The organism is Polynucleobacter sp. MWH-Aus1W21, assembly GCF_018687275.1.
GTDB lineage: Bacteria > Pseudomonadota > Gammaproteobacteria > Burkholderiales > Burkholderiaceae > Polynucleobacter.
Genome location: NZ_CP061287.1, coordinates 365,634 through 384,701 on the forward strand (window position 1 = coordinate 365,634; position 19,068 = coordinate 384,701).

Genomic DNA, 19,068 nt, shown 5'->3' on the forward strand with positions numbered 1-19,068 from the left:
CAAGAGAATGACTAACAAAAGATAAGGGAGAGATTGCAAAGGAAATCTCAAAATGCGTTAATGCCTTTAATGGTTAGGCTGATCGCAACGCCAAGCGTGAGTATGGCAAAAATTTGTTGTAGCCTTGGGCCACTTAATTTTTTACCTAGTGCTCGACCTATTAAAAGGCCGCATAAAGCTCCAAGAGAAAAGGGTGCTGCGAGCGCCAAATCTAAATTCCCTGAGATGGCAGAGAACGCCACGCCACCACCAGAGATAATGGCAAGCACTCCTAGTGAGGTGGCAACAATCGATTGCACTGGTAGATCTGTAAAACGTTTCAGCGCGGGAACAATCACAAAGCCACCACCTACGCCTAGTAGCCCAGAAAGAAAACCTGCTACTCCACCTGAATACATAAGAGCTCTCGCGCATGGAATATTCCAGGCCAACTTGCCCCTAGAGGCATCTAATAGGCATGGTGGTGGAGGTTTGCCTTCAAAATCAGGTATGCCGCGAATTTCTTTGTATGCCTGGCGATATAAGCGAATAGACACATAGAAAAGAGTCAGACTAAAGAGCATCAGTAGCGGTGCATTAGGAATCTTTTGAGCAACCCAAAGTCCAGCCGGGGAGAGGAGGAGTCCAAATAACGCCATGAAGCCAGCCGCTTTGTAGCGCAAAATTTTATTTTTTAAACCCAGTAGTGCACCCACGCCCGCAGAGAGCGCAATAGCGGAGAGAGAAACTGGTGCCGCCTCCGCTACAGGTAGATGCAAGACAAAAACTAGCAATGGCACAGATAGGATGCCGCCCCCTGCACCAGTAAGGCCCATGAGTAGGCCCACGATCAGGCCTAGAGCGGGGCTAATGAAGATTGAGTAGTCCATTGCAATTAATTTTATATTAAGATAATATATAAATATATATATCAATTGCCATTTTTCATTGATATTGACGGTATTTTTACGAAAGTCTGCCATGAACCCAAACTCGACCCCTAACATTAAGGCGTTTTTTGATCCAGAAACCTGGACTTTTACTTATGTGGTTTATGCGGGCAAGAAAAGTCCCTGTGTAGTTATAGACTCCGTATTGAACTATGACCCCAAGTCAGGCAGAACCTCCACTCGGTCTGCCGATGAAGTGATTGGTTTTATTCAAGGTGAGCAATTGCAGCTCACTTGGATACTTGAAACTCACGCGCATGCTGACCACTTAACTGCGGCGCCTTATATTCAAAATAAGTTAGGCGGAAAAATCGTCATTGGTGATCATATTACCAATGTACAAAATGTATTTAAGGGCGTCTTTAATCTTGATGAGAAATTTGCTATTGATGGATCCCAGTTTGATTACTTGTTAGAAGATGATGAATCATTGCAGTTCGGCGACCTCTCTTTAAGGGCCCTATACGTGCCTGGCCATACACCTGCTTGCATGGCTTATGAAATTGGGGATGCGCTATTTGTTGGGGATACCCTCTTCATGCCTGATGTTGGAACGGCGCGTTGTGACTTTCCGGGTGGCAGTGCTCAGACTTTATATCGGTCTATTCAGAAAGTATTGGCTTACCCTAATGAGACAAAGTTATATATGTGTCATGACTATCCGCCTACGGATCGCCCTGAGGCTTATTGCACCACCGTGGGTGAGGAGAAAAAATCGAATATTCATGTGCATGATGGGGTAACTGAGGAGGAATTTGTACAAATGCGCACTAAGCGGGATGCGACTCTAGATATGCCTAATCTGATATTGCCATCTATTCAGGTCAATATCCGTGCAGGCCATCTTCCGGAGCCGGAGGCCAATGGTAAATCTTATTTAAAAATCCCATTAAACGCTCTCTAACATGACCATTACAAAATCTGAGCTAAAGAAAATGCAGGCGTCAGCTGCTGATGCCTGTAAGTTGATGAAAGTCTTGTCTAATAGCGACCGTATGATGCTCTTGTGTGAGATCGGCCAAGGCGAAAAGTGTGTCAGCGAGTTAGAGGCTGCTTTGGATTTGCATCAGCCTACGTTATCACAGCAATTAACTGTGCTTCGTACAGAAAAGTTGGTAAAGACACGCAGAGAGGGTAAGCAAATTTACTATTCTCTAGCCAGTGAAGTTGCCGTAGCTGTAATGAGTCTGCTTTATAAGCACTACTGCAAAAGATAACAATATCAACCCTTAGGTTTTATGTTGCTTGGGGTGTATGCTGAGCATATCTTTCTATTAGTTTGAGTAGGAATAGGATCCCCATATGAATATGACCCATTACATGCAGCTATTGGCAGAGAATCAGCCGTGGAATTTGATGATCTTCATGGCGATTCCGATTGTTCTAGCCGAAACTTTAGCAATTACCGAGCTCTATATTCTATTTACTAGAAAGTTCCATGGTTTTGTATGGGGCCTGAACCGCTTTGCTGGCGCGGCCGTCGGAATTTACTTCATTGGTGTTATTGGCTATCTCCTGTTGACGGCAGTAATTCCTATTACTAAAGCAGGAGAGTGGAGAACGGTAATCGATATGGTGGCAGTTGGGTCCTATTTGATTGGTGGATTGCCATTGATCTGGATTGCATTGCAAGAATTGGGCTTTGTTAATAAGAAATTAAATCAAGAGGGCAAGCTCAAGATTCATGCAATCTGTGTGGCTCTGTTCTTGGTCTTTGGGCATATTGCGATGATTAGCGGTATGCTTGATCCTGGCTTACTTGGCTATCAGGGCACTGCTCATTCAGTGGACGCACCAATGCCTGCTTCTCACGCGCATTAATGCAGTTTTTTGGTGCTACGAAGTTTTGAAAAAGCATGCAAGATAAAAATAGTAAAAAAGAGTAGGCCCACTATCCAGTGGGTATCTATCACCCCATCTCTTATTTCTTCGGGGCCGTAATAAAGTAAGGCGCCAGAAATGAGGAGAGCAGCAAGAAAGGCCAGCTGACTAAAGCCACTCCACCATTGCTTCTTTGACTTATATCCCGCCTTGATATGAAATGGCAGTACTGAGCCAAGAGCCAAGGTTGCTAGCATGGCAGCGATACCGTGGGCGGCGAGGATGCTATGTGTGCCTAGAGTTGCACGCTGTATTTGAAATTGATGCCCTAGTAAATACAGGATTCCGGTTACTGAGCAAGCCATCATTCCATAAATAACGAATGTTCTTTGCCAGTTAGGCATTTTCCCAAGGCGACTCATGCTGCAATCCTCAGTGCCTGAGCGGAGAAGCGCTCAAAACATGGGTGATTCTCGTTGTTGCTTAGAGCTAAAACTTTGGTTAGAGCATCTGCATAAATACACTCTTTTGCCAAAATCGAAAATGAGCCCGAAACCTCCGCATGTACTTCAGAGAAATGCTGAGCTAATGGGTTAATGATGTAACTAATTTGGCCATCTCTTTTTGCAAAGTAAAGGCTGCTTGTGGCGATTGCTCCATCCTTTAAAGAGCCAACTTCTATTAACTCTTCAGGTAGCTCTGGATTGCGAATTTGAATGGGGAAAGAGGTATTGCCAAATACCCGAAGGTCGCCGCCCGCATTCACGGAGCCAGAGCATATTCCTTCCGATATGAGCACTCTGACAGCCATATCTACTGCAAACCCTTTAGCAATTCCGCCAAGATCAAGGCAGACTGGTCTCACTGATTTGACAAGATCTGGCGCCAAAAATTCAATATCCTCAATGCCTCCCAATTCGTGATTCGAAAAGGTAATGTGCCTTGGTAATAAGCCTGCTGCAACTAAGCGATGGCCAATGCCGCAATTAAATAAACCATTGGAAGCAAGGTAAATCTCTTTAGCGATCCTAATAACTTGCGCAGTCCATGGGTGAATTTCTACTGCCTCAGCATGGGAATATTGATTGATTAGGCTAAGTTCACTTTGAGCGTTATGAAATCCCATCAGGTCTTGGACTTTCTGAATGGCATCAAAAGCATAGTCAATTGCCATTAACCCATCATCCTCATCAATGGAGATCTCCACAAAGGTTCCAAGCAGGGGTTTGCAGCGAATCATTTTGCTTTGATAGTTTGTGATTGAGCGTTTGGTGAAGCGGTGTTTTTCAGGGCTAACTCATATAAAACGGCAACTCGCTTCACGCCATCAGTGAGATGCTTGCAGGAGAGGGTAGCTCCCCCAATATTTTGAATGTCCTGGTTGAGCTTAATAGGGTCATTCGCCGTCTTGCCAATAAATTGCTTGCGCCATTGCGCCTCAGCTACTTCATAGCCATAAGACTCTACGTATTCCAAGACTTCAATACCTGCAATGCTGCCATTGGGATTAATGGCAACTGCATAGGTAATCATCTCGTGCTTACCAACCACTTCATCAATGACTAGCCAACTACCGTCAGATGATTTCCAGATGCGATCTCCTTGAAAAGGATGGCGAATGCTGGATGCCGCACGCATCTTGTCTTGCAGATCATCGGTAATGATGATGGGCGTCTTTGAGAGCGCTTTATTAGGAAAGAGAATCTTCTGCGCCTGCTCTACAGAAACATAAATTTTTGCATGGGCAATCATGGGCGCACTCAGCATTGCCAGGCCAATAAGGGCCAATGGGTTCGGTTTCCAAATCATCATTTCAATTTAAGCAGTAAGTAGTTCATTTGCTTCATTACAAAGCGCTTGGATTTCTGGGTTGACACCTTGAAGAGTAGATAGCTTTTCAAACATCATGAGCGCTCGTTGCTTGGCAGTTTGGCATTGTGTCGCTTGAAATTTGACTAAGTGAGTCAGAGCCGCAACTAATAGATTCTGAATTTCCATAAGTTCTTTCATTTGGTTTTTAGTTAAGGGGGAAGCCAACTTTGACAATGAATTCATTTACTGAGTGACTATCCCAAACACGGGCGTTTGAGCATTCCGCTTCACCGCCGCCCATACAGGTTCCGCCTGCAAGTTGATAGCGCCAGGCACCCGTTACCCACCAATCCTTTGCCGCATAGTGCACGTTAGGGCCGATAAATGTTGCTCTTTGTACTTGATTGCGTAAATTCAATTCGGAATAGTCATTATGAAAACGCGCCTCTACTCCGGCAGACCATTTGGGGGCGAAGCGATAGCTTGCGCCAACTAAGAAGTCCAACATCGATTCTGGAACATTGCCGTTTTCAATAAACTTTAGGCGTTCATTGGCGACCACGACGTTGCCTGCCAAAATTAATCGATCATCAATAAAGTTCGATTGCAGTAAAAGTCTTGCTTCTAATTCATCCTTATTTCTACCCCAAGTAGGTTCAAGGTAAAGCCCAACGCCGACTGGTGAAGTGACTGGATTGGTGATGCGATAGATGGCCTCAAGAGATCCACCCTCGATGCCACTTTTTTTATAGGCTGTAGCAGGGTCATGTGCAGAAGGTACCCCGTAACCACCCGTACAGGTTGAGGAGTCGCCACAGGCCTCCGGATTGGTGTAATTTTGATTGGCGCTGGTGTAGTAAGAGTTGATATAACCTGCTACTTGTAGATCGTTGGTTAGGCCGTACTCCAACTCTGTTCTTGCGGTCCATGCATCGTAGGTGCCCGACGCCTGTTGCTTATTCAGTTGTAGTCGTTGCTCAAACTCTAGCTTTCCTTTGGGTTGTAAATCTAGGGTGTAAATCCAGCCGAAGGCACCCTCACCCGCGTGGGCAAATGAGAAATGTAGGGTTGCAAGAAGAAAGATGCTGAAAGCGAGAAGTCTATTAATAGTCAATTTCATGGTCATTTGAGGTTGATGGATAAAAATCTAAATGAGAATGGTTCTCAATATAACATCAAATGAGAATGATTCTCAACTAAATAAATGACCATAGCCTTAGAAATGATGAAATTTTTCTTTCTACTCCTCTTTGCTTGTAATATTTCCCTCAATGAACGCTGAGTCCCTGGAAAAACTTGTTTTGATGAAAATGCCTTTTGGTAAGTACGCAGGGCGTGCTTTGGCTGATTTGCCAGGAAATTATTTGGCTTGGTTTGCGCGCGAAGGTTTTCCTAAGAGTGAGTTAGGTCAATTGCTTGAGTTGATGCACACCCTTGATCACAATGGTTTGCGTGGACTGCTGGCGCCAATCCAGCGAGCTCATGGCCTTGCGGCTAAAACCAAATTACTTTGAGCGAATAATGAGAGTAACGCGGTTGCGTTCGTAAGTCGTAGTTGCTGATTCTGGTGGACTGCTTTGTAGCAAGTTTGTCTTGAGATTCGTTTGGGACTCAATTTGCAAGAAAATTTGTTTTGCGAGACTCTCATTGCGGTCGTATTGAATTTGAATACTCTCCACCTTACCCGCCTTGATGCTGTCAATTACCTCATTGAGCTTGCTTGATGAATAGGCATCAAAAAATACTGGATACCAGCCACCAATCAAAGGCTTTTGGCCCTTTGTTTTCAATGGTTCTGAGGCTATGGCACCCGGGCTAGCTGCATCATCGACCCCAGGTAATTGAAAATCAATCCCCGTTTTTTGCACCAAATCTTTGTAGCTAATTGGGGGTGTCATATTGGCTTCGTTGGTATTCTCAATCCAATAAGCCCATGCAGTATTTTTGCTGGGGTCATAAACCAGCTTGAAGAGATGACTCGGTATTGTCACGCGACTTCTGCCGATGCTACCGCTATTGCCAGTGGATCCGGTAAATACATAAATATCGCCAGCAGCTCTTTTTACGTAGGCGCGAGTGGGCTCCTCAACATTCTTTGCCCAGATGCCCTGATTGTTTTGTCTTGCCTGGGGCATCATGTTCGCCAACGAGAATGATTGAGCCATGGAGCGTTCATTACTCATATCACCTGCGGGTGCGTTGTGGCCGCGGTCATAGCCGCTGCCGCGGTAATCTGAGAGCAAGGCGCGTTCAGAGAAGGGCAACCTGGCCTCTTCGTAAAACTGATTAGTTCTTCGCGGGTGCGGGACAGAAAATTGTTCTTTGTTAAGTTTCTCTACCGTGTAAATAGGTTTCTTATCTTGAGGGGAGTAGTAAATCGCGAAACCATCAAAGCAGAGATCTCTTCCAGCCTGATTGCTAATGGGTATTTGCTGGCGTGGAAAAAGACCCTTGCAGTCATCAAAGGCTGCAAAAGTAGTTAGTGAGATTGAGAGGGATGCGAGGAACAGCAGGCTGCGTAGAAATTTCATGGGTTCTAAGTGTAGGACCTCTTCTAATAGCAAGGCCCACTTTTTATCTAGAGCTAGCTACATGGCTAATAAGAGATCTGGGCAAGATCGGATGTTTTCTGCATCTTAAGTGCCGCCTATAGCCGTATCTCTCACTGTGGATGGCGCATTGCAATAGACTCCCATCCCCTACTACCCATAGAAAAGGAGAGGCATGAAAACACTAGATGTATGGTTTTTGAGCTTCCATTTTTTTTGGAAAATCACAAAAAAGTCTGGTTTTATGTAATTTTTTATAGAGTGAAATTAGCGCCCCCTAACATTTATAAGTACTTGATTTAATTAGCTTATATATGGCTTTTGGGGTGCACATACGGGAGTTTCCTGATTTCTAGATGGATAAGTTATGGTTTTTAGCTTCTTTATTCTTGACTTGATATAAGAATCTTCTTAGGATGACCCATGTTTTTTAGATATTGCAATGCAGCATAAAACGGCAGTTCAGTTTTTTGAGGTCTTGCAAACAATGAATGAGTAAATGTTTACCTAACAATTTGAGCGATATGCAGAATCCACAGTCAACCATGTTGGCTGCCAAAGATCTGCTTGCGCATGCCATGGCTCCGGTCTATCGAGTTATTAATGGCTTACTCGTTGTTACTGTATTTATGGTGGTTGGTCTTTGGCTTTCAGGCAGCGGTACTAACGCTGGTGCTTTCGACTTGGCGCGCGTTCTGGTCCCAGATGAAGCTCGGCACATGGTGTGGAGCAATGGCTTTGGCATGCTCAACCAATATAAGGATGCTAATGAAGTAGCTGCTGCTCCGGCCGCAGATACTGAAATCGCAGCAGTGATCTATAACAAGTCTAAATTTTCAGCTACTACTGGTTTGGTGAGTGCTAAGCAACAAACAGTTGCTTTGTTAATGCCTTCAGTAGCGCAAATGCAGGTGAAGTCAATTTCTCATTTGTCTGATCGCATTCCAGCCTCGAAGATTGATCCCCAGGCTTTGGATAGTAATCTCATGGGTTCCATACAGAACCAACGGGCTGTGGCAGATTTCTTTGAGAAGAAATATAGCCTCGATCGCTCGAAGATTGAAGAGTATGTTTCCAGTACCATCTTGATTGCCAAAGAAGTCAACATTGATCCAGTCCTTTTGTTGGCAGTGATTTCCGTGGAATCCAATTTCAATCCAAATACAAAGAGTCATGCTGGCGCTGAAGGTTTGATGCAGGTAATGACTTCAGTACATAAAGATAAATATGCAATTTTTGGCGGCACCTCTGAGGCTGTTAAGCCAGAGGTCAATATTCGTGTTGGCGCCTATATCCTGAAGTATCTGATTGCTACAGCTGGTTCATTGCGCAATGGCTTGAAGTACTACGTTGGCGCCGCTAATGCTGAGGATGATGGAGGTTACGCTGACAAGGTCATGGCAGAAAGAAATCGCCTCATTAGCTTGTGCCAAAACCGCTCAACGAATCGCTTAACCTTAAATGGTAAGGACATTCGTTCTTAAGATTTCAGAATTGCAAAATATAAAAAGCCACCCGAGGGTGGCTTTTGCTTTACCGCTGACTAAGATCTCTTAATTAACGCCGTGTAATTCCACATCAAATACGAGAGTAGCATTAGGGGGAATAACGCCGCCAGCACCGCGTGGTCCGTAGCCCATTTCAGAAGGAATGATCAAAGTGCGTTTGCCGCCAATTTTCATGCCCGCTACGCCTTCATCCCAGCCCTTAATGACATGCCCAGCACCCAAAGGGAAGCTAAAGAGTTGGCCACGATCTAATGAGCTATCAAACTTTTGACCTTTGTGATCAGCAGCCTTTTCGTCGTATAGCCAGCCGGTGTAATGTACGTCCACATGATTACCTGCTGCAGCTTCTTTGCCTTCGCCAACAACGGTATCGATTTTTTTGAGTTCACTCATAATGTTTTCCTATTTCACGCAAATTGACTGGCTAGTATATTCTGAGCTTTATCAATTCTGATGGCACGCTAACTTTAGTTAAAACGTATGACAAATTATTGGGTAAATTCCGCATATAAGACCCTGGCAATCAGCCCCGATCGCCAGTTGCTGGTTACAGACGACTTTTTGCGTACATATATGGCAAGGCCTGAGCTCTCGCTAGTGTCGGAATCTTGCCCCGCTGAACGGACCTTGCATCAGCGTTTGATGGATAACCCTCGCGATGAAGTGGTTGAAGCAGATATTGCTGCAATGGCTGATGAGGACATTCAGGAGAACTATCGTGTCTGGTTGCGCTACCGGGCGCGCCTGCTGTCAGCCAGCTCTCTAGAGGCTTTTTATATGAGTCTCTTCAAAGGCGAGGGAGTGGATGTGCCGCCTTTATTTATATCTTTACTGGCCCAAATTTTTATCAGACATATTCTTGGCGATGAGGCGCATCCATTAGAGGTGCGCATGGGAGAACTCTTCTTTAGAAATCAGAAAATCACCGTCATTGAAGATGGCATCGTGATGGGCGCGGATGAAGAAGTGATTGCACGTAATGCTCAGGCTGGCGATACAGGCAACATCATGGATTTACTAAAGGGTAAGTCGATGACCATGAGATCGGCTGATCTAGATGTGCTCCATGAAGACAATGCGGATGAGTATTGGTCGCGTAATGAAGATTTTGATTTGGCAGTGCAACTCAATTTTGGGCACGAGCCTATTAATCGTTTTTGTCGCGTTTTAGAAAAATGGGTCAAGCACTTTTTAGGTGCCAGTGTGCGCATTACACCAATGCAGCAAATTAGCGATCCCAAATGGTCATGGCACGTTGGCTTGGATGCGGCTGCAACTGAAGTTCTGAATAAGCTTTACAACAAAGAGTTGGTTGAGGCAGATGAGCTGCAAAAAGTGATTTGCTTATTCCGACTGGACTTTATTGATGAAGCTGCTGTTGCCAAGGCTCAAGCTGGTAAGCCAGTCTATATGGCTATTGCCATGAACGATCAGCAGCAGCTCAAGCTAAAACCTCAAAATCTATTATTTAACTTGCCGCTAGCAAAAGCTTCTTAAGCTGGAGTCGCCGACTTTTTACGCTGCTGAGCAAGCCAGTAAAGTGCAAGCCCAGTAATCACCACGGGAGCCAGTGATCCCCAATTCAGAATGCTCCAACCCTGAGAGGTGACGAGGGCGCCTGAGCCAAAAGAGGTGAAAGCCATGGTGCCAAAGACGAAGAAGTTAATTGCTGCTTGTGCTTTATCGCGTTCGTTGGGTTGATAGGCAGTCATTGCCAAAGATGTAGCGCCAGTAAATAAAAAGTTCCAGCCAACGCCAAGTAAAAATAAAGCGATAAAGAATTGATGCAGGTCAGTACCGGTAAGTGCAATGGCGATACAGGCGAAGTTTAGTAGCACTCCGACACCCATAATTTTTAATGTCCCAAATCTCTGAATAAGAGAACCTGTAAAAAATCCGGGTGCAAACATTCCAATCACATGCCACTCCAGAACCAAAGCAGTGTCAGAAAAGGGTAAGCCACAGATCTGCATTGCTAAAGGCGTGGCCGCCATTAATAGATTCATGACCCCATAGCCTAAAGCTGCACCAATAATGGCAACCACAAAGACGGGTTGACTAAGTATCACGCTTAAGGGTCGCCCATCGGAGAGTGAGTGTTGCGTTTTTAACTCTTGGGGAAAGTGAATGAACTGCATTACAAAGATGCCGATGAAGCCAGCGATAGAAAGCGTGAGATAGGCGCCCAAAAAGGCTGTATCAAAAAGGTCTCGAGTCCATGAGGCGAGATTGGGCCCGATGACGGCACCAAGGATGCCACCAGCAAGAACCCAAGAAACGGCTTTGTCGCGCTGCTTTAGATCTGTGAGTTCTGCTGCAGCAAAGCGATAAAGCTGACCATTAGCGCTGTAGTAGCCGGCAATAAAAGTACCTATGACCAAAAGCCAAAAGTTTTTACTCACAGCAGCATACGCACATAAAAGAGCGGACAGCATTGCCACTAGAAGGCCTAGTTGAAAGGAAATCTTGCGGCCAAAATGGTTCTGGGATTTGGCTACGATGGAGGTGGAAAAGGCGCCTCCAACTACATAGCCCATAACTGGCAGGGTAGCCATCCAACTCACCGGAGCAAGGCTAAGTCCTACGAGTCCGTTAATGGCAATAAAGGTGACATTATTGGTGAGAAATAGCCCCTGACAAATGATCAGCAGCACCAGGTTTCTATTGAGTAAGGGATGTTTGCTGGTCATGGCTTGCAGTTTACGGTGAATTTGCAGTATCGGTTAGCTCGGTGGATTCCCTTAAATTGCCCTCTATCGGCCATTTTCGGTGTCAAAACCACCATTTTTGCCAAGTCCAATGATTTAAAATGGAGAACTCGCCTTATTGGCAACAGGTGCGCTAAAAGCGACTTGCTAAATAAGGATTTGAGAGCGGCAGGGTAAAAACCTGACTCTGTAATTTTTTCAATATTGAGGAAACATTCATGGCTTCAGAGAAATCAAAGATTATTTATACGCTGACAGATGAAGCGCCGCTTTTGGCGACTTGCGCATTTCTGCCAATTATTCGTACTTTTACGGCACCTGCTGGCGTAGAGATTGTGACGAGCGACATTTCTGTAGCTGCTCGTATCTTGGCTGAGTTTTCTGATTGCCTTACCCCGGAGCAACAAGTTCCTGATAACTTGGGCGCACTCGGCAAGATGACTTTATTGCCTGACACCAACATCATTAAGCTGCCAAACATTAGCGCTTCAGTTCCTCAGTTGCTCGCAGCAATTAAAGAGTTGCAATCTAAGGGTTATAAGATCCCTAATTTCCCTGATGATCCAAAAACGGATGAAGAAAAAGCTATTCGTACCCGCTATTCCAAATGCTTGGGTAGCTCAGTAAACCCTGTATTGCGCGAAGGTAACTCAGATCGTCGTGCACCACCTGCTGTAAAGCGCTACGCACGTAAAAACCCACATTCCATGGGTGAGTGGAGTCAGGCTTCACGTACACACGTCTCTCACATGCATGGCGGCGACTTCTACTCTAGCGAGAAGTCCATGACCATGACTAAAGCTTGTGATGTGAAGATGGACTTGGTAACTAAGAGCGGCAAGACTATTGTCCTCAAGCCAAAAGTCTCTTTATTGGCTGGCGAAATTATCGACAGCATGTACATGAGTAAAAAAGCACTTTGTGAGTTCTACGAGAAAGAGATCGAAGACGCTTACAAGACCGGCATGATGTTGTCCTTGCACGTTAAGGCCACCATGATGAAAGTTTCACATCCGATCGTATTTGGTCATGCTGTGAAGATTTTCTATAAAGATGCTTTTGCGAAGCATGCTAAGTTATTTGAAGAGTTGGGTGTGAATGCCAATAATGGTATGAGCAGCTTGTACGACAAGATTAAAACTTTGCCAGAATCCAAGCGCGAAGAAATTATTCAAGACTTGCACGCTTGCCACGAACATCGTCCAGCTTTGGCGATGGTTGACTCCGCTAAAGGTATTACCAACTTACACTCCCCGAGCGATGTTATTGTGGATGCTTCTATGCCTGCCATGATTCGTGTTGGCGGCAAGATGTGGGGCGCGGATGGTCGTTTACATGACACCAAGGCTGTTATCCCAGAAAGTACCTTTGCTCGTATCTATCAAGAAATGATTAATTTCTGTAAGACACACGGCAACTTTGATCCAAAAACTATGGGTACAGTACCTAACGTAGGCTTGATGGCTCAACAGGCTGAAGAGTACGGTTCACATGACAAGACTTTTGAAATTCCAGAGGCTGGTGTGGCACGTATCGTTGCTGATGACGGCACGGTATTGCTTGAGCAAAATGTAGAAGAGGGTGATATCTGGCGCATGTGTCAGGTAAAAGATGCCCCGATTCGTGACTGGGTCAAGTTGGCCGTTAATCGTGCACGTCTTTCTAATACTCCAGCAGTATTCTGGCTTGATGAGTACCGTCCACATGAGGCGGAGTTGATCAAGAAGGTAAATACTTATCTTAAAGATTACGACCTGAAGGGTGTTGATATTCAGATCATGTCCCAGACTCGTGCAATGCGTTACACCTTAGAGCGCGTGATTCGTGGCAAGGACACAATCTCTGTAACCGGTAATATTTTGCGTGACTACCTTACCGACTTGTTCCCGATTATGGAATTGGGTACTAGCGCAAAGATGTTGTCTATCGTGCCTTTGATGGCTGGCGGCGGTTTGTTTGAAACTGGTGCAGGAGGTTCTGCTCCAAAGCATGTACAACAACTGGTAGAGGAGAATCACTTGCGCTGGGATTCACTTGGCGAGTTCTTGGCTTTAGCTGTGTCTCTCGAGGATATCGGTGATAAGACAGGTAACAATAAAGTGAAAATCTTGGCACGCACATTGGATGAGGCGACTGGCAAGTTATTGGATAACAATAAGTCACCTTCACCACGTACCGGCGAATTGGATAACCGCGGTAGCCAGTTCTACCTAGCAATGTATTGGGCTGAAGCTTTAGCGGCTCAAACAGAAGATAAGGAATTGCAGGCCTTCTTTGCTCCTTTGGCTAAATCATTGATTGAGAATGAGCAAAAGATTGCAGATGAACTCAAGTCAGTGCAGGGTAAGCCAGCAGATATCGGTGGTTACTTTGTAGCGGATTCCGAGAAGTGCAAGGCTGTGATGCGCCCAAGCCCAACTTTCAATGCAGCCATCAAGGCGGCAAGAATTTAATAGGTAAAAGCGCTAAGTGCCTAATATTGAAATTAGGCTTACCATCGAAAGGCAAACCTCCGGGTTTGCCTTTTTAATTTATAAATCCCTGTTTATTAATTGTGAGCGATGCCAAAGCCTAAAGACCTGATTGAATTGAGTTATCTGAGCGAAGCTGTCTCGGATATGTCTTTTCTTGGCTTAATGCGTTTGCTAGAGTCAGCGCGTGCATTTAATCAGGCAAATGGCATTACCGGAATTCTCTTGTATGACAACCAGCAGTTTGGCCAGATTATTGAAGGTGATCGCGCGAGCGTGATGAAGGCCTGGAAGCGCATTCAGGAAGACAGGCGCCATCATCGAGTTGAGCTCTTAGAAATTCGTGAAATTGCAGAACGTAGTTTTCCAGATTGGTTATTGCGTTTCTATGGCGGCGAAACACTCACTCAAGACTATCCAGCCCTTACACAGATGGTTGGTGGGATGGATAAGCATAGCCTCGCCTTGATGAACAGAATGCGTGCCAGTCAGACTTAAGCAAGAAATACTTATCGGTAGCAAAATAGAAGCATTACATTCCTAAGGGGTGCGTTATGCGTTTTATTGATAAGACTATTCTTGCGAGTGACATTACTCCACAAGCTGTTTTTGAAAATCGCAGAAATATTATTAAGAAAGCTGCTGCAGGTGGCTTTGGCATGGCCTTGGCCCCTTGGTTTTCAAGGCAGGCACTTGCAGCATCCCCGGATAAGCTAGCAGCAACGCTGAACCCAGCTTTTGCAGATAAGGATGGACTGACCTCATATAAATACGTTACCGGCTATAACAACTTTTATGAATTTGGTACGGGTAAAGAAGATCCCGCAGCCCATGCTGGAAGTTTGCAAACTAGCCCTTGGACAATTTCCATAGAAGGATTGGTAAAAAAGCCTCTTACCTTGGATATTGATGCGCTGCTCAAGTTAGCCCCAATAGAAGAGCGTATTTATCGGATGCGCTGCGTTGAGGGTTGGTCAATGGTCATTCCTTGGGATGGCTACTCACTCTCTAAGTTGATTAATAAAGTAGAGCCGCTGGGATCAGCCAAGTATGTGGAGTTCGTCTCATTAGCCGATCGCAAGCAAATGCCGGGAGTCAAAAGCAACATTATCGAATGGCCTTATCGCGAAGGCTTGCGCATGGACGAGGCCATGAATCCCCTGACACTTCTTACCTTAGGTTTATATGGTGAGGTTCTGCCGAAACAGAACGGTGCTCCAGTCCGAATTGTGGTGCCCTGGAAGTATGGCTTTAAAAGCGCCAAGTCCATTGTCAAAATTCGTTTTACTGAAGAGATGCCAAAGACAAGCTGGAGTCAGTTTGATGCCAGGGAGTACGGCTTCTACTCCAACGTCAATCCCCAGGTGGATCATCCGCGCTGGAGTCAGGCAATGGAGCGTCGTATTGGTGATCCTAAAGGCATGTTCGCCCCCAAGATTAAAACCCAAATGTTTAATGGCTATGGCGAGCAGGTTGCTAGTATGTATACCGGTATGGATCTGAAGAAGTACTATTAGTAATGTACAAAATTTATTCAGCATTATTTGGCGTATGTATTTTTATATCCAGCTTCTGTGCTTATAGCCAGACATCCGATATAGCAGTCAAGACGATTTCCACTCTGGATGTGCCGCGCTATTTGGGCACTTGGTATGAGATTGCAAAGTATCCAAACTGGTTCCAGAAGAAGTGCACGAGCAATACAAAAGCAGTTTATTCAGCTAGGGGCGACGGTACTCTTAAAGTCTTGAATAGCTGCAGAACTGCTGAAGGTGAGGTTTCGGAAGCAGAAGGTACTGCTCGCCAAATAGGGGCAAAGGACTCGCCTAAATTGGAGGTACGTTTTGCTCCAGCCTGGCTATCATTCATTCCATTGGTATGGGGTGATTATTGGGTAATTGATCTAGATCCTCAGTATCAAGTGGCGGTGGTAAGTGATCCACGACGTGAATATCTCTGGATTTTGTCGAGAACACCGCAATTGGATAAAAAAGTTTATGACGAAACGCTGCAGCGCATTCAGGCTCAGCAGTTTGATGTGCGTAAGCTAGAGCTAACAGTCCAAGCTACCTCTTTAAAGAATTAAAGTATGACAGCGCATTTATTGCCGCCTGGCATTGAGGTTTTTGAAAGAGGGTGGCTCTCCGCAAATAATATTTTTCACTACGGCAAGGATGATGTCTCCTTGGTTGACTCGGGTTATTGCACTCACCAAAAAATGACTTTAGATTTAGTGGGTGGCGCCATTCAAAAGCATGGCTTAAGTACATTAAATAAGTTGGTGAATACGCATCTTCACTCCGACCATTGTGGTGGAAATGCTGCTCTAGCAGAAGCATTTCGTTGTGAGGTGCATATTCCAGTAGCAGAAGAGTTGGCAGTCAAAAATTGGGATAGTAATTTATTGAGCTATGACAACTTAGGACAAGAGTGCCCACAGTTTTCTCATCATCATGTATTAATTCCTGGCGAGGAAATTTTATTAGGAAGATATTTTTGGAAGATATTAGCTGCGCCGGGTCATGATCCCCATTCCATTATGTTGTATCAAGCGGATCATCGCATTTTGATCTCAGCTGATGCCCTATGGGAAGAGGGTTTTGGAGTTATCTTTCCTGAGCTCTGGGGTGAGGCTGGGTTTGAGGAGGTAGCGCAAACTTTAGACCTGATTAGTACTTTGTCGATCGATTTGGTTATCCCAGGTCATGGCGCACCTTTCTCAGATGTTGCTAAGTCACTAGATACAGCTCGATCGAGATTAGATTACTTGGCATCTGATCCAGATCGTAATGCACGTCATGGCGCTAAAGTCTTGCTGAAATATCGCCTTTTAGAGTGGCGTAGTCGTGAGATGGGGCAAGTAAAAGATTGGATTGCCAATACACCGGCACTAATCAGTGCATCCAAGATACTCAATATGAGTATGGATGAATTTACTCAGTGGTTGCCTAAGTCCTTGATCAAATCAGGGGCTGCAAAATTAGAAGGCGAAACATTGGTAGACCTTGCTTGATTACTTTTTTTAAAAAGTAAGCGCAACTTTTCCGTATACCATCCAGTTGTAGACTTGGTAGGTTTGAACCACTTGTTTTGAACCGCCCACAGCAAATAAAAGATTTTTATTGATCCTTTGGGTCAGCATGGTATCAATTGGTATAAACCAGCCGCCACCAGCTGCGTTATAAAACGCGCCGTTTTCATCCCAAAAACGAATTTGGGTGCTAGGCCCCAAGTTCAGGCCAACCGTTGGATAAAGTTCAAGGCGACTTGTTAGTGGTGGGGGACTATTGTCGGAGGGTGCCTTTGCATTAAATCCGAACATATAGCGCGCTAATGGCGAGATATCCGCCAGAATATTTTGCCCGCTACCGGCGGGTATGAATGAAGTGCTAACTTGAGGGCCAGCTAACCATTGACCTGTGTTGCCAAGTGGCGCCAGGACTCTTGCCCCAACATTACCAAGCCAGCCAGCCTTTCCACCCCATATCGTCACCATTGCATTGTCTGCTGAATAAGTGCCAGTTGAATGCGCAGGCAGTAGAGGGCCATAAGGGGCAATGTAGGCTGCATCAAGTCTCAGTGTGCCGTGCCAGTCGCCCATATTTAGAGGGTTGTAGTAACGTAATTTGAGGGTATCGGCATAGTTTTGTGAGCCGTCGTACTCATGGTAGCCCCAGAATTCCAAGATTCGATCTTGAGATCTCGTCTGAGATGCATTAACGAGCCCTAAAATGGGTGTAGGAGCTTGCTCAGCAGCACACGCTAAAGCGGTAGATATACATAGCAATAAAAAAGTGAGCGTGCGCAGAAATGGCATATGGGTATTAATATTAAATTACAAACCATTATTTACAAAAAAGTTAAAGAGGAAGTATGGAGCACACCGTATTAGTGACTGGCGCAACCGCTGGATTTGGAGAAGCAACTGCCCGACGCTTTTTGGCTCATGGCCATCAGGTAATTGCTGTTGGTAGAAGAGCGGAGCGCCTGGGTGATTTAAAAGATTCTTTGCCTGCTGAGCAACAGAAGAAACTTTTGACATTGGTTTTAGATGTTTGTGACAGTGCTCAGGTAGATGCATTGGCAAGTACTCTGCCAGCGGAATTTTCTCAGGTCACTGTATTGGTAAATAATGCTGGTCTTGCATTGGGTTTGGAGCCGGCACATAAGGCCTTCTTGAGTGATTGGGATCAGATGATTGATACCAACATCAAGGGGCTCGTTCATATGACTCGTGCCCTCCTACCAGGCATGGTGGAGCGTAAGCGAGGACACGTCATTAATTTGGGATCTGTCGCTGCTAACTATCCATACCCGGGTGGCAATGTCTATGGTGGAACTAAGGCGTTCGTAAAGCAATTTAGTTTAAATTTGCGCGCCGATCTCATTAGCACGCCATTGCGTGTGACTTGTATTGAGCCGGGGATGTGTGCTGGCACAGAGTTTTCTTATGTGCGCTTTAAGGGCGATGACGACAAAGCAGAAAAAGTTTATAGCGGAGTACACGCTTTAAGTGCTGATGATGTAGCAGAAGCTATATATTGGTCTGCTACTTTACCAAGTCACATGAACATCAATGTTTTAGAGATGATGCCTGTTCAGCAAGCTTTTAATCCTTTTAATATTCATCGTGGTGAGCTTTAGGTCTTAGGCTTATTCCACTGATAGAACTTGGGGTAGACGCGCATCACTACTGGCCCATTAAAGTCCCATGATTTACAGGTGCCCAAATAGAGTGGCGGCTTTTTACCTGTGGGATCAAAAAACGCTCCTGGAATGGACTGATAAGCCGCGGTAGCAAGGCTAGTAAGAAGTTCACGTAAATGGGTACAGCCCTTAATGCCACCAAGATGAGTATCAATTGTCTTGCGCCAACCCTTGCCCAGTTGAGATCCAATCAGCGAATCCATTGGTGGGATCACAGCAGTGCACTCTGCGTGTGGATGGCCATCCATGGCTGCTTCAATATCTTTGATAACAAATTCTTTATCTAGTGTGACGCGCACCCACATGTCATGAAATGCCTCGCCAGGCTGCCACACTTTTGCGCTAGTTTGAAAGGGATTGGTTTTAAAATCTTTTAGATGACCCTCAATGTCCCATAACCCATCCTCTCTTGTGTACCCTTGAAAAGTAATTTCTCGTGTGTGTAGTAAGGATCGTGGTTTCGGGGTAGATAGCATGGGCAATTGCTTTTTGTGATGGCATGAATATCTAATGATAATGAATTAGAGAAATGGTTGGCTGTCTCAGTGCATTCTTGCTCTGTA

23 protein-coding genes are annotated in these 19,068 nt (G+C 45.1%); 12 read left to right on the plus strand and 11 right to left on the minus strand.

Features of this window, described 5'->3' with window-relative positions:
* Nucleotides 1–47 precede the first annotated feature (47 nt).
* Complete coding sequence (locus ICW03_RS01930) at nt 48–869, minus strand: sulfite exporter TauE/SafE family protein (protein ID WP_215348456.1); 822 nt, start codon at nt 867–869, stop codon at nt 48–50.
* A 91-nt stretch (nt 870–960) separates the two neighbouring features.
* On the opposite strand from ICW03_RS01930, the gene ICW03_RS01935 reads away from it, so the two are divergent.
* The 3 genes from ICW03_RS01935 (at nt 961) to ICW03_RS01945 (ending at nt 2,750) form a co-directional block, all read left to right on the plus strand.
* Nucleotides 961–1,833 (plus strand): MBL fold metallo-hydrolase, encoded by an 873-nt coding sequence (locus tag ICW03_RS01935; protein WP_215348457.1) that lies wholly within the window; start codon nt 961–963, stop codon nt 1,831–1,833.
* Between the two features lies 1 nt (nt 1,834).
* The gene (locus tag ICW03_RS01940; RefSeq protein WP_215348458.1) at nt 1,835–2,146 is read left to right on the plus strand and encodes a metalloregulator ArsR/SmtB family transcription factor; all 312 of its coding nucleotides are present in this window, start codon (nt 1,835–1,837) and stop codon (nt 2,144–2,146) included.
* Between the two features lie 85 nt (nt 2,147–2,231).
* Nucleotides 2,232–2,750: a DUF6803 family protein gene (locus tag ICW03_RS01945; protein WP_215348459.1), complete on the plus strand. Its 519-nt coding sequence runs from the start codon at nt 2,232–2,234 to the stop codon at nt 2,748–2,750.
* On the opposite strand, the gene ICW03_RS01950 is transcribed toward ICW03_RS01945, so the two are convergent.
* From ICW03_RS01950 to ICW03_RS01970, 5 genes are read right to left on the minus strand one after another with little or no spacing between them, the layout of a single operon-like run.
* Nucleotides 2,747–3,172 carry a hypothetical protein gene (locus ICW03_RS01950; RefSeq protein WP_215348461.1) on the minus strand — a complete coding sequence of 142 codons (426 nt, stop codon included), beginning with the start codon at nt 3,170–3,172 and terminating at the stop codon, nt 2,747–2,749. The genes ICW03_RS01945 and ICW03_RS01950 overlap by 4 nt on opposite strands.
* Nucleotides 3,169–3,990 carry an FAD:protein FMN transferase gene (locus ICW03_RS01955; RefSeq protein WP_215348463.1) on the minus strand — a complete coding sequence of 274 codons (822 nt, stop codon included), beginning with the start codon at nt 3,988–3,990 and terminating at the stop codon, nt 3,169–3,171. Before ICW03_RS01955 ends, ICW03_RS01950 begins: the two co-directional genes overlap by 4 nt.
* Nucleotides 3,987–4,562: an FMN-binding protein gene (locus ICW03_RS01960; protein ID WP_251374428.1), complete on the minus strand. Its 576-nt coding sequence runs from the start codon at nt 4,560–4,562 to the stop codon at nt 3,987–3,989. The genes ICW03_RS01955 and ICW03_RS01960 overlap by 4 nt, the downstream gene beginning before the upstream one ends.
* Before the next feature lie 6 nt (nt 4,563–4,568).
* Nucleotides 4,569–4,760, minus strand: a complete 192-nt coding sequence (locus tag ICW03_RS01965; RefSeq protein ID WP_215348465.1) for a hypothetical protein — start codon at nt 4,758–4,760, stop codon at nt 4,569–4,571.
* A 7-nt stretch (nt 4,761–4,767) separates the two neighbouring features.
* The gene (locus ICW03_RS01970) at nt 4,768–5,682 is read right to left on the minus strand and encodes a DUF6662 family protein (protein WP_215348467.1); all 915 of its coding nucleotides are present in this window, start codon (nt 5,680–5,682) and stop codon (nt 4,768–4,770) included.
* 151 nt (nt 5,683–5,833) lie between these two features.
* Here ICW03_RS01970 and ICW03_RS01975 point away from each other — a divergent pair, with 151 nt between their 5' ends.
* On the plus strand, nt 5,834–6,076 hold the full coding sequence (locus ICW03_RS01975; protein ID WP_215348469.1) for a DUF3820 family protein: 243 nt from the start codon (nt 5,834–5,836) through the stop codon (nt 6,074–6,076).
* Here ICW03_RS01975 and ICW03_RS01980 read toward each other — a convergent pair.
* Complete coding sequence (locus tag ICW03_RS01980) at nt 6,068–7,093, minus strand: DNA/RNA non-specific endonuclease (RefSeq protein ID WP_215348471.1); 1,026 nt, start codon at nt 7,091–7,093, stop codon at nt 6,068–6,070. The two genes, ICW03_RS01975 and ICW03_RS01980, sit on opposite strands and share 9 nt — an antisense overlap.
* 542 nt (nt 7,094–7,635) lie before the next feature.
* Here ICW03_RS01980 and ICW03_RS01985 point away from each other — a divergent pair.
* Nucleotides 7,636–8,595 (plus strand): transglycosylase SLT domain-containing protein, encoded by a 960-nt coding sequence (locus ICW03_RS01985; RefSeq protein ID WP_251374483.1) that lies wholly within the window; start codon nt 7,636–7,638, stop codon nt 8,593–8,595.
* Nucleotides 8,596–8,664: 69 nt separating this feature from the next.
* On the opposite strand, the gene ICW03_RS01990 is transcribed toward ICW03_RS01985, so the two are convergent.
* A complete protein-coding gene (locus ICW03_RS01990) occupies nt 8,665–9,012 on the minus strand; it encodes an FKBP-type peptidyl-prolyl cis-trans isomerase (RefSeq protein WP_072583173.1) in 348 nt (115 codons plus the stop codon).
* Between the two features lie 87 nt (nt 9,013–9,099).
* Here ICW03_RS01990 and ICW03_RS01995 point away from each other — a divergent pair, with 87 nt between their 5' ends.
* Nucleotides 9,100–10,116, plus strand: a complete 1,017-nt coding sequence (locus tag ICW03_RS01995; RefSeq protein ID WP_215348475.1) for a DUF6352 family protein — start codon at nt 9,100–9,102, stop codon at nt 10,114–10,116.
* Here the strand turns inward: ICW03_RS01995 and ICW03_RS02000 are convergent.
* Nucleotides 10,113–11,309: an MFS transporter gene (locus tag ICW03_RS02000; RefSeq protein WP_215348477.1), complete on the minus strand. Its 1,197-nt coding sequence runs from the start codon at nt 11,307–11,309 to the stop codon at nt 10,113–10,115. The two genes, ICW03_RS01995 and ICW03_RS02000, sit on opposite strands and share 4 nt — an antisense overlap.
* 236 nt (nt 11,310–11,545) lie before the next feature.
* Between ICW03_RS02000 and ICW03_RS02005 the strand changes: the two genes are divergently transcribed.
* The 5 genes from ICW03_RS02005 (at nt 11,546) to ICW03_RS02025 (ending at nt 16,811) form a co-directional block, all read left to right on the plus strand.
* On the plus strand, nt 11,546–13,780 hold the full coding sequence (locus tag ICW03_RS02005) for an NADP-dependent isocitrate dehydrogenase (RefSeq protein ID WP_215348479.1): 2,235 nt from the start codon (nt 11,546–11,548) through the stop codon (nt 13,778–13,780).
* A 108-nt stretch (nt 13,781–13,888) separates the two neighbouring features.
* Nucleotides 13,889–14,296 (plus strand): BLUF domain-containing protein, encoded by a 408-nt coding sequence (locus ICW03_RS02010; RefSeq protein ID WP_215348480.1) that lies wholly within the window; start codon nt 13,889–13,891, stop codon nt 14,294–14,296.
* A gap of 56 nt (nt 14,297–14,352) precedes the next feature.
* The gene (msrP, locus tag ICW03_RS02015; protein WP_215348482.1) at nt 14,353–15,315 is read left to right on the plus strand and encodes a protein-methionine-sulfoxide reductase catalytic subunit MsrP; all 963 of its coding nucleotides are present in this window, start codon (nt 14,353–14,355) and stop codon (nt 15,313–15,315) included.
* A 2-nt stretch (nt 15,316–15,317) separates the two neighbouring features.
* Nucleotides 15,318–15,884, plus strand: coding sequence for a lipocalin family protein (locus ICW03_RS02020; protein ID WP_215348484.1), 567 nt, complete (start codon nt 15,318–15,320; stop codon nt 15,882–15,884).
* Nucleotides 15,885–15,887: 3 nt separating this feature from the next.
* Complete coding sequence (locus ICW03_RS02025) at nt 15,888–16,811, plus strand: MBL fold metallo-hydrolase (RefSeq protein WP_215348486.1); 924 nt, start codon at nt 15,888–15,890, stop codon at nt 16,809–16,811.
* A 9-nt stretch (nt 16,812–16,820) separates the two neighbouring features.
* Here ICW03_RS02025 and ICW03_RS02030 read toward each other — a convergent pair whose 3' ends face one another.
* A complete protein-coding gene (locus ICW03_RS02030) occupies nt 16,821–17,615 on the minus strand; it encodes a hypothetical protein (protein WP_251374429.1) in 795 nt (264 codons plus the stop codon).
* A 56-nt stretch (nt 17,616–17,671) separates the two neighbouring features.
* Here ICW03_RS02030 and ICW03_RS02035 point away from each other — a divergent pair, with 56 nt between their 5' ends.
* Nucleotides 17,672–18,442: an SDR family NAD(P)-dependent oxidoreductase gene (locus ICW03_RS02035; RefSeq protein WP_215348488.1), complete on the plus strand. Its 771-nt coding sequence runs from the start codon at nt 17,672–17,674 to the stop codon at nt 18,440–18,442.
* Here ICW03_RS02035 and ICW03_RS02040 read toward each other — a convergent pair.
* Complete coding sequence (locus ICW03_RS02040; protein WP_215348490.1) at nt 18,439–18,981, minus strand: DUF2889 domain-containing protein; 543 nt, start codon at nt 18,979–18,981, stop codon at nt 18,439–18,441. The two genes, ICW03_RS02035 and ICW03_RS02040, sit on opposite strands and share 4 nt — an antisense overlap.
* Nucleotides 18,982–19,068: the final 87 nt, after the last annotated feature.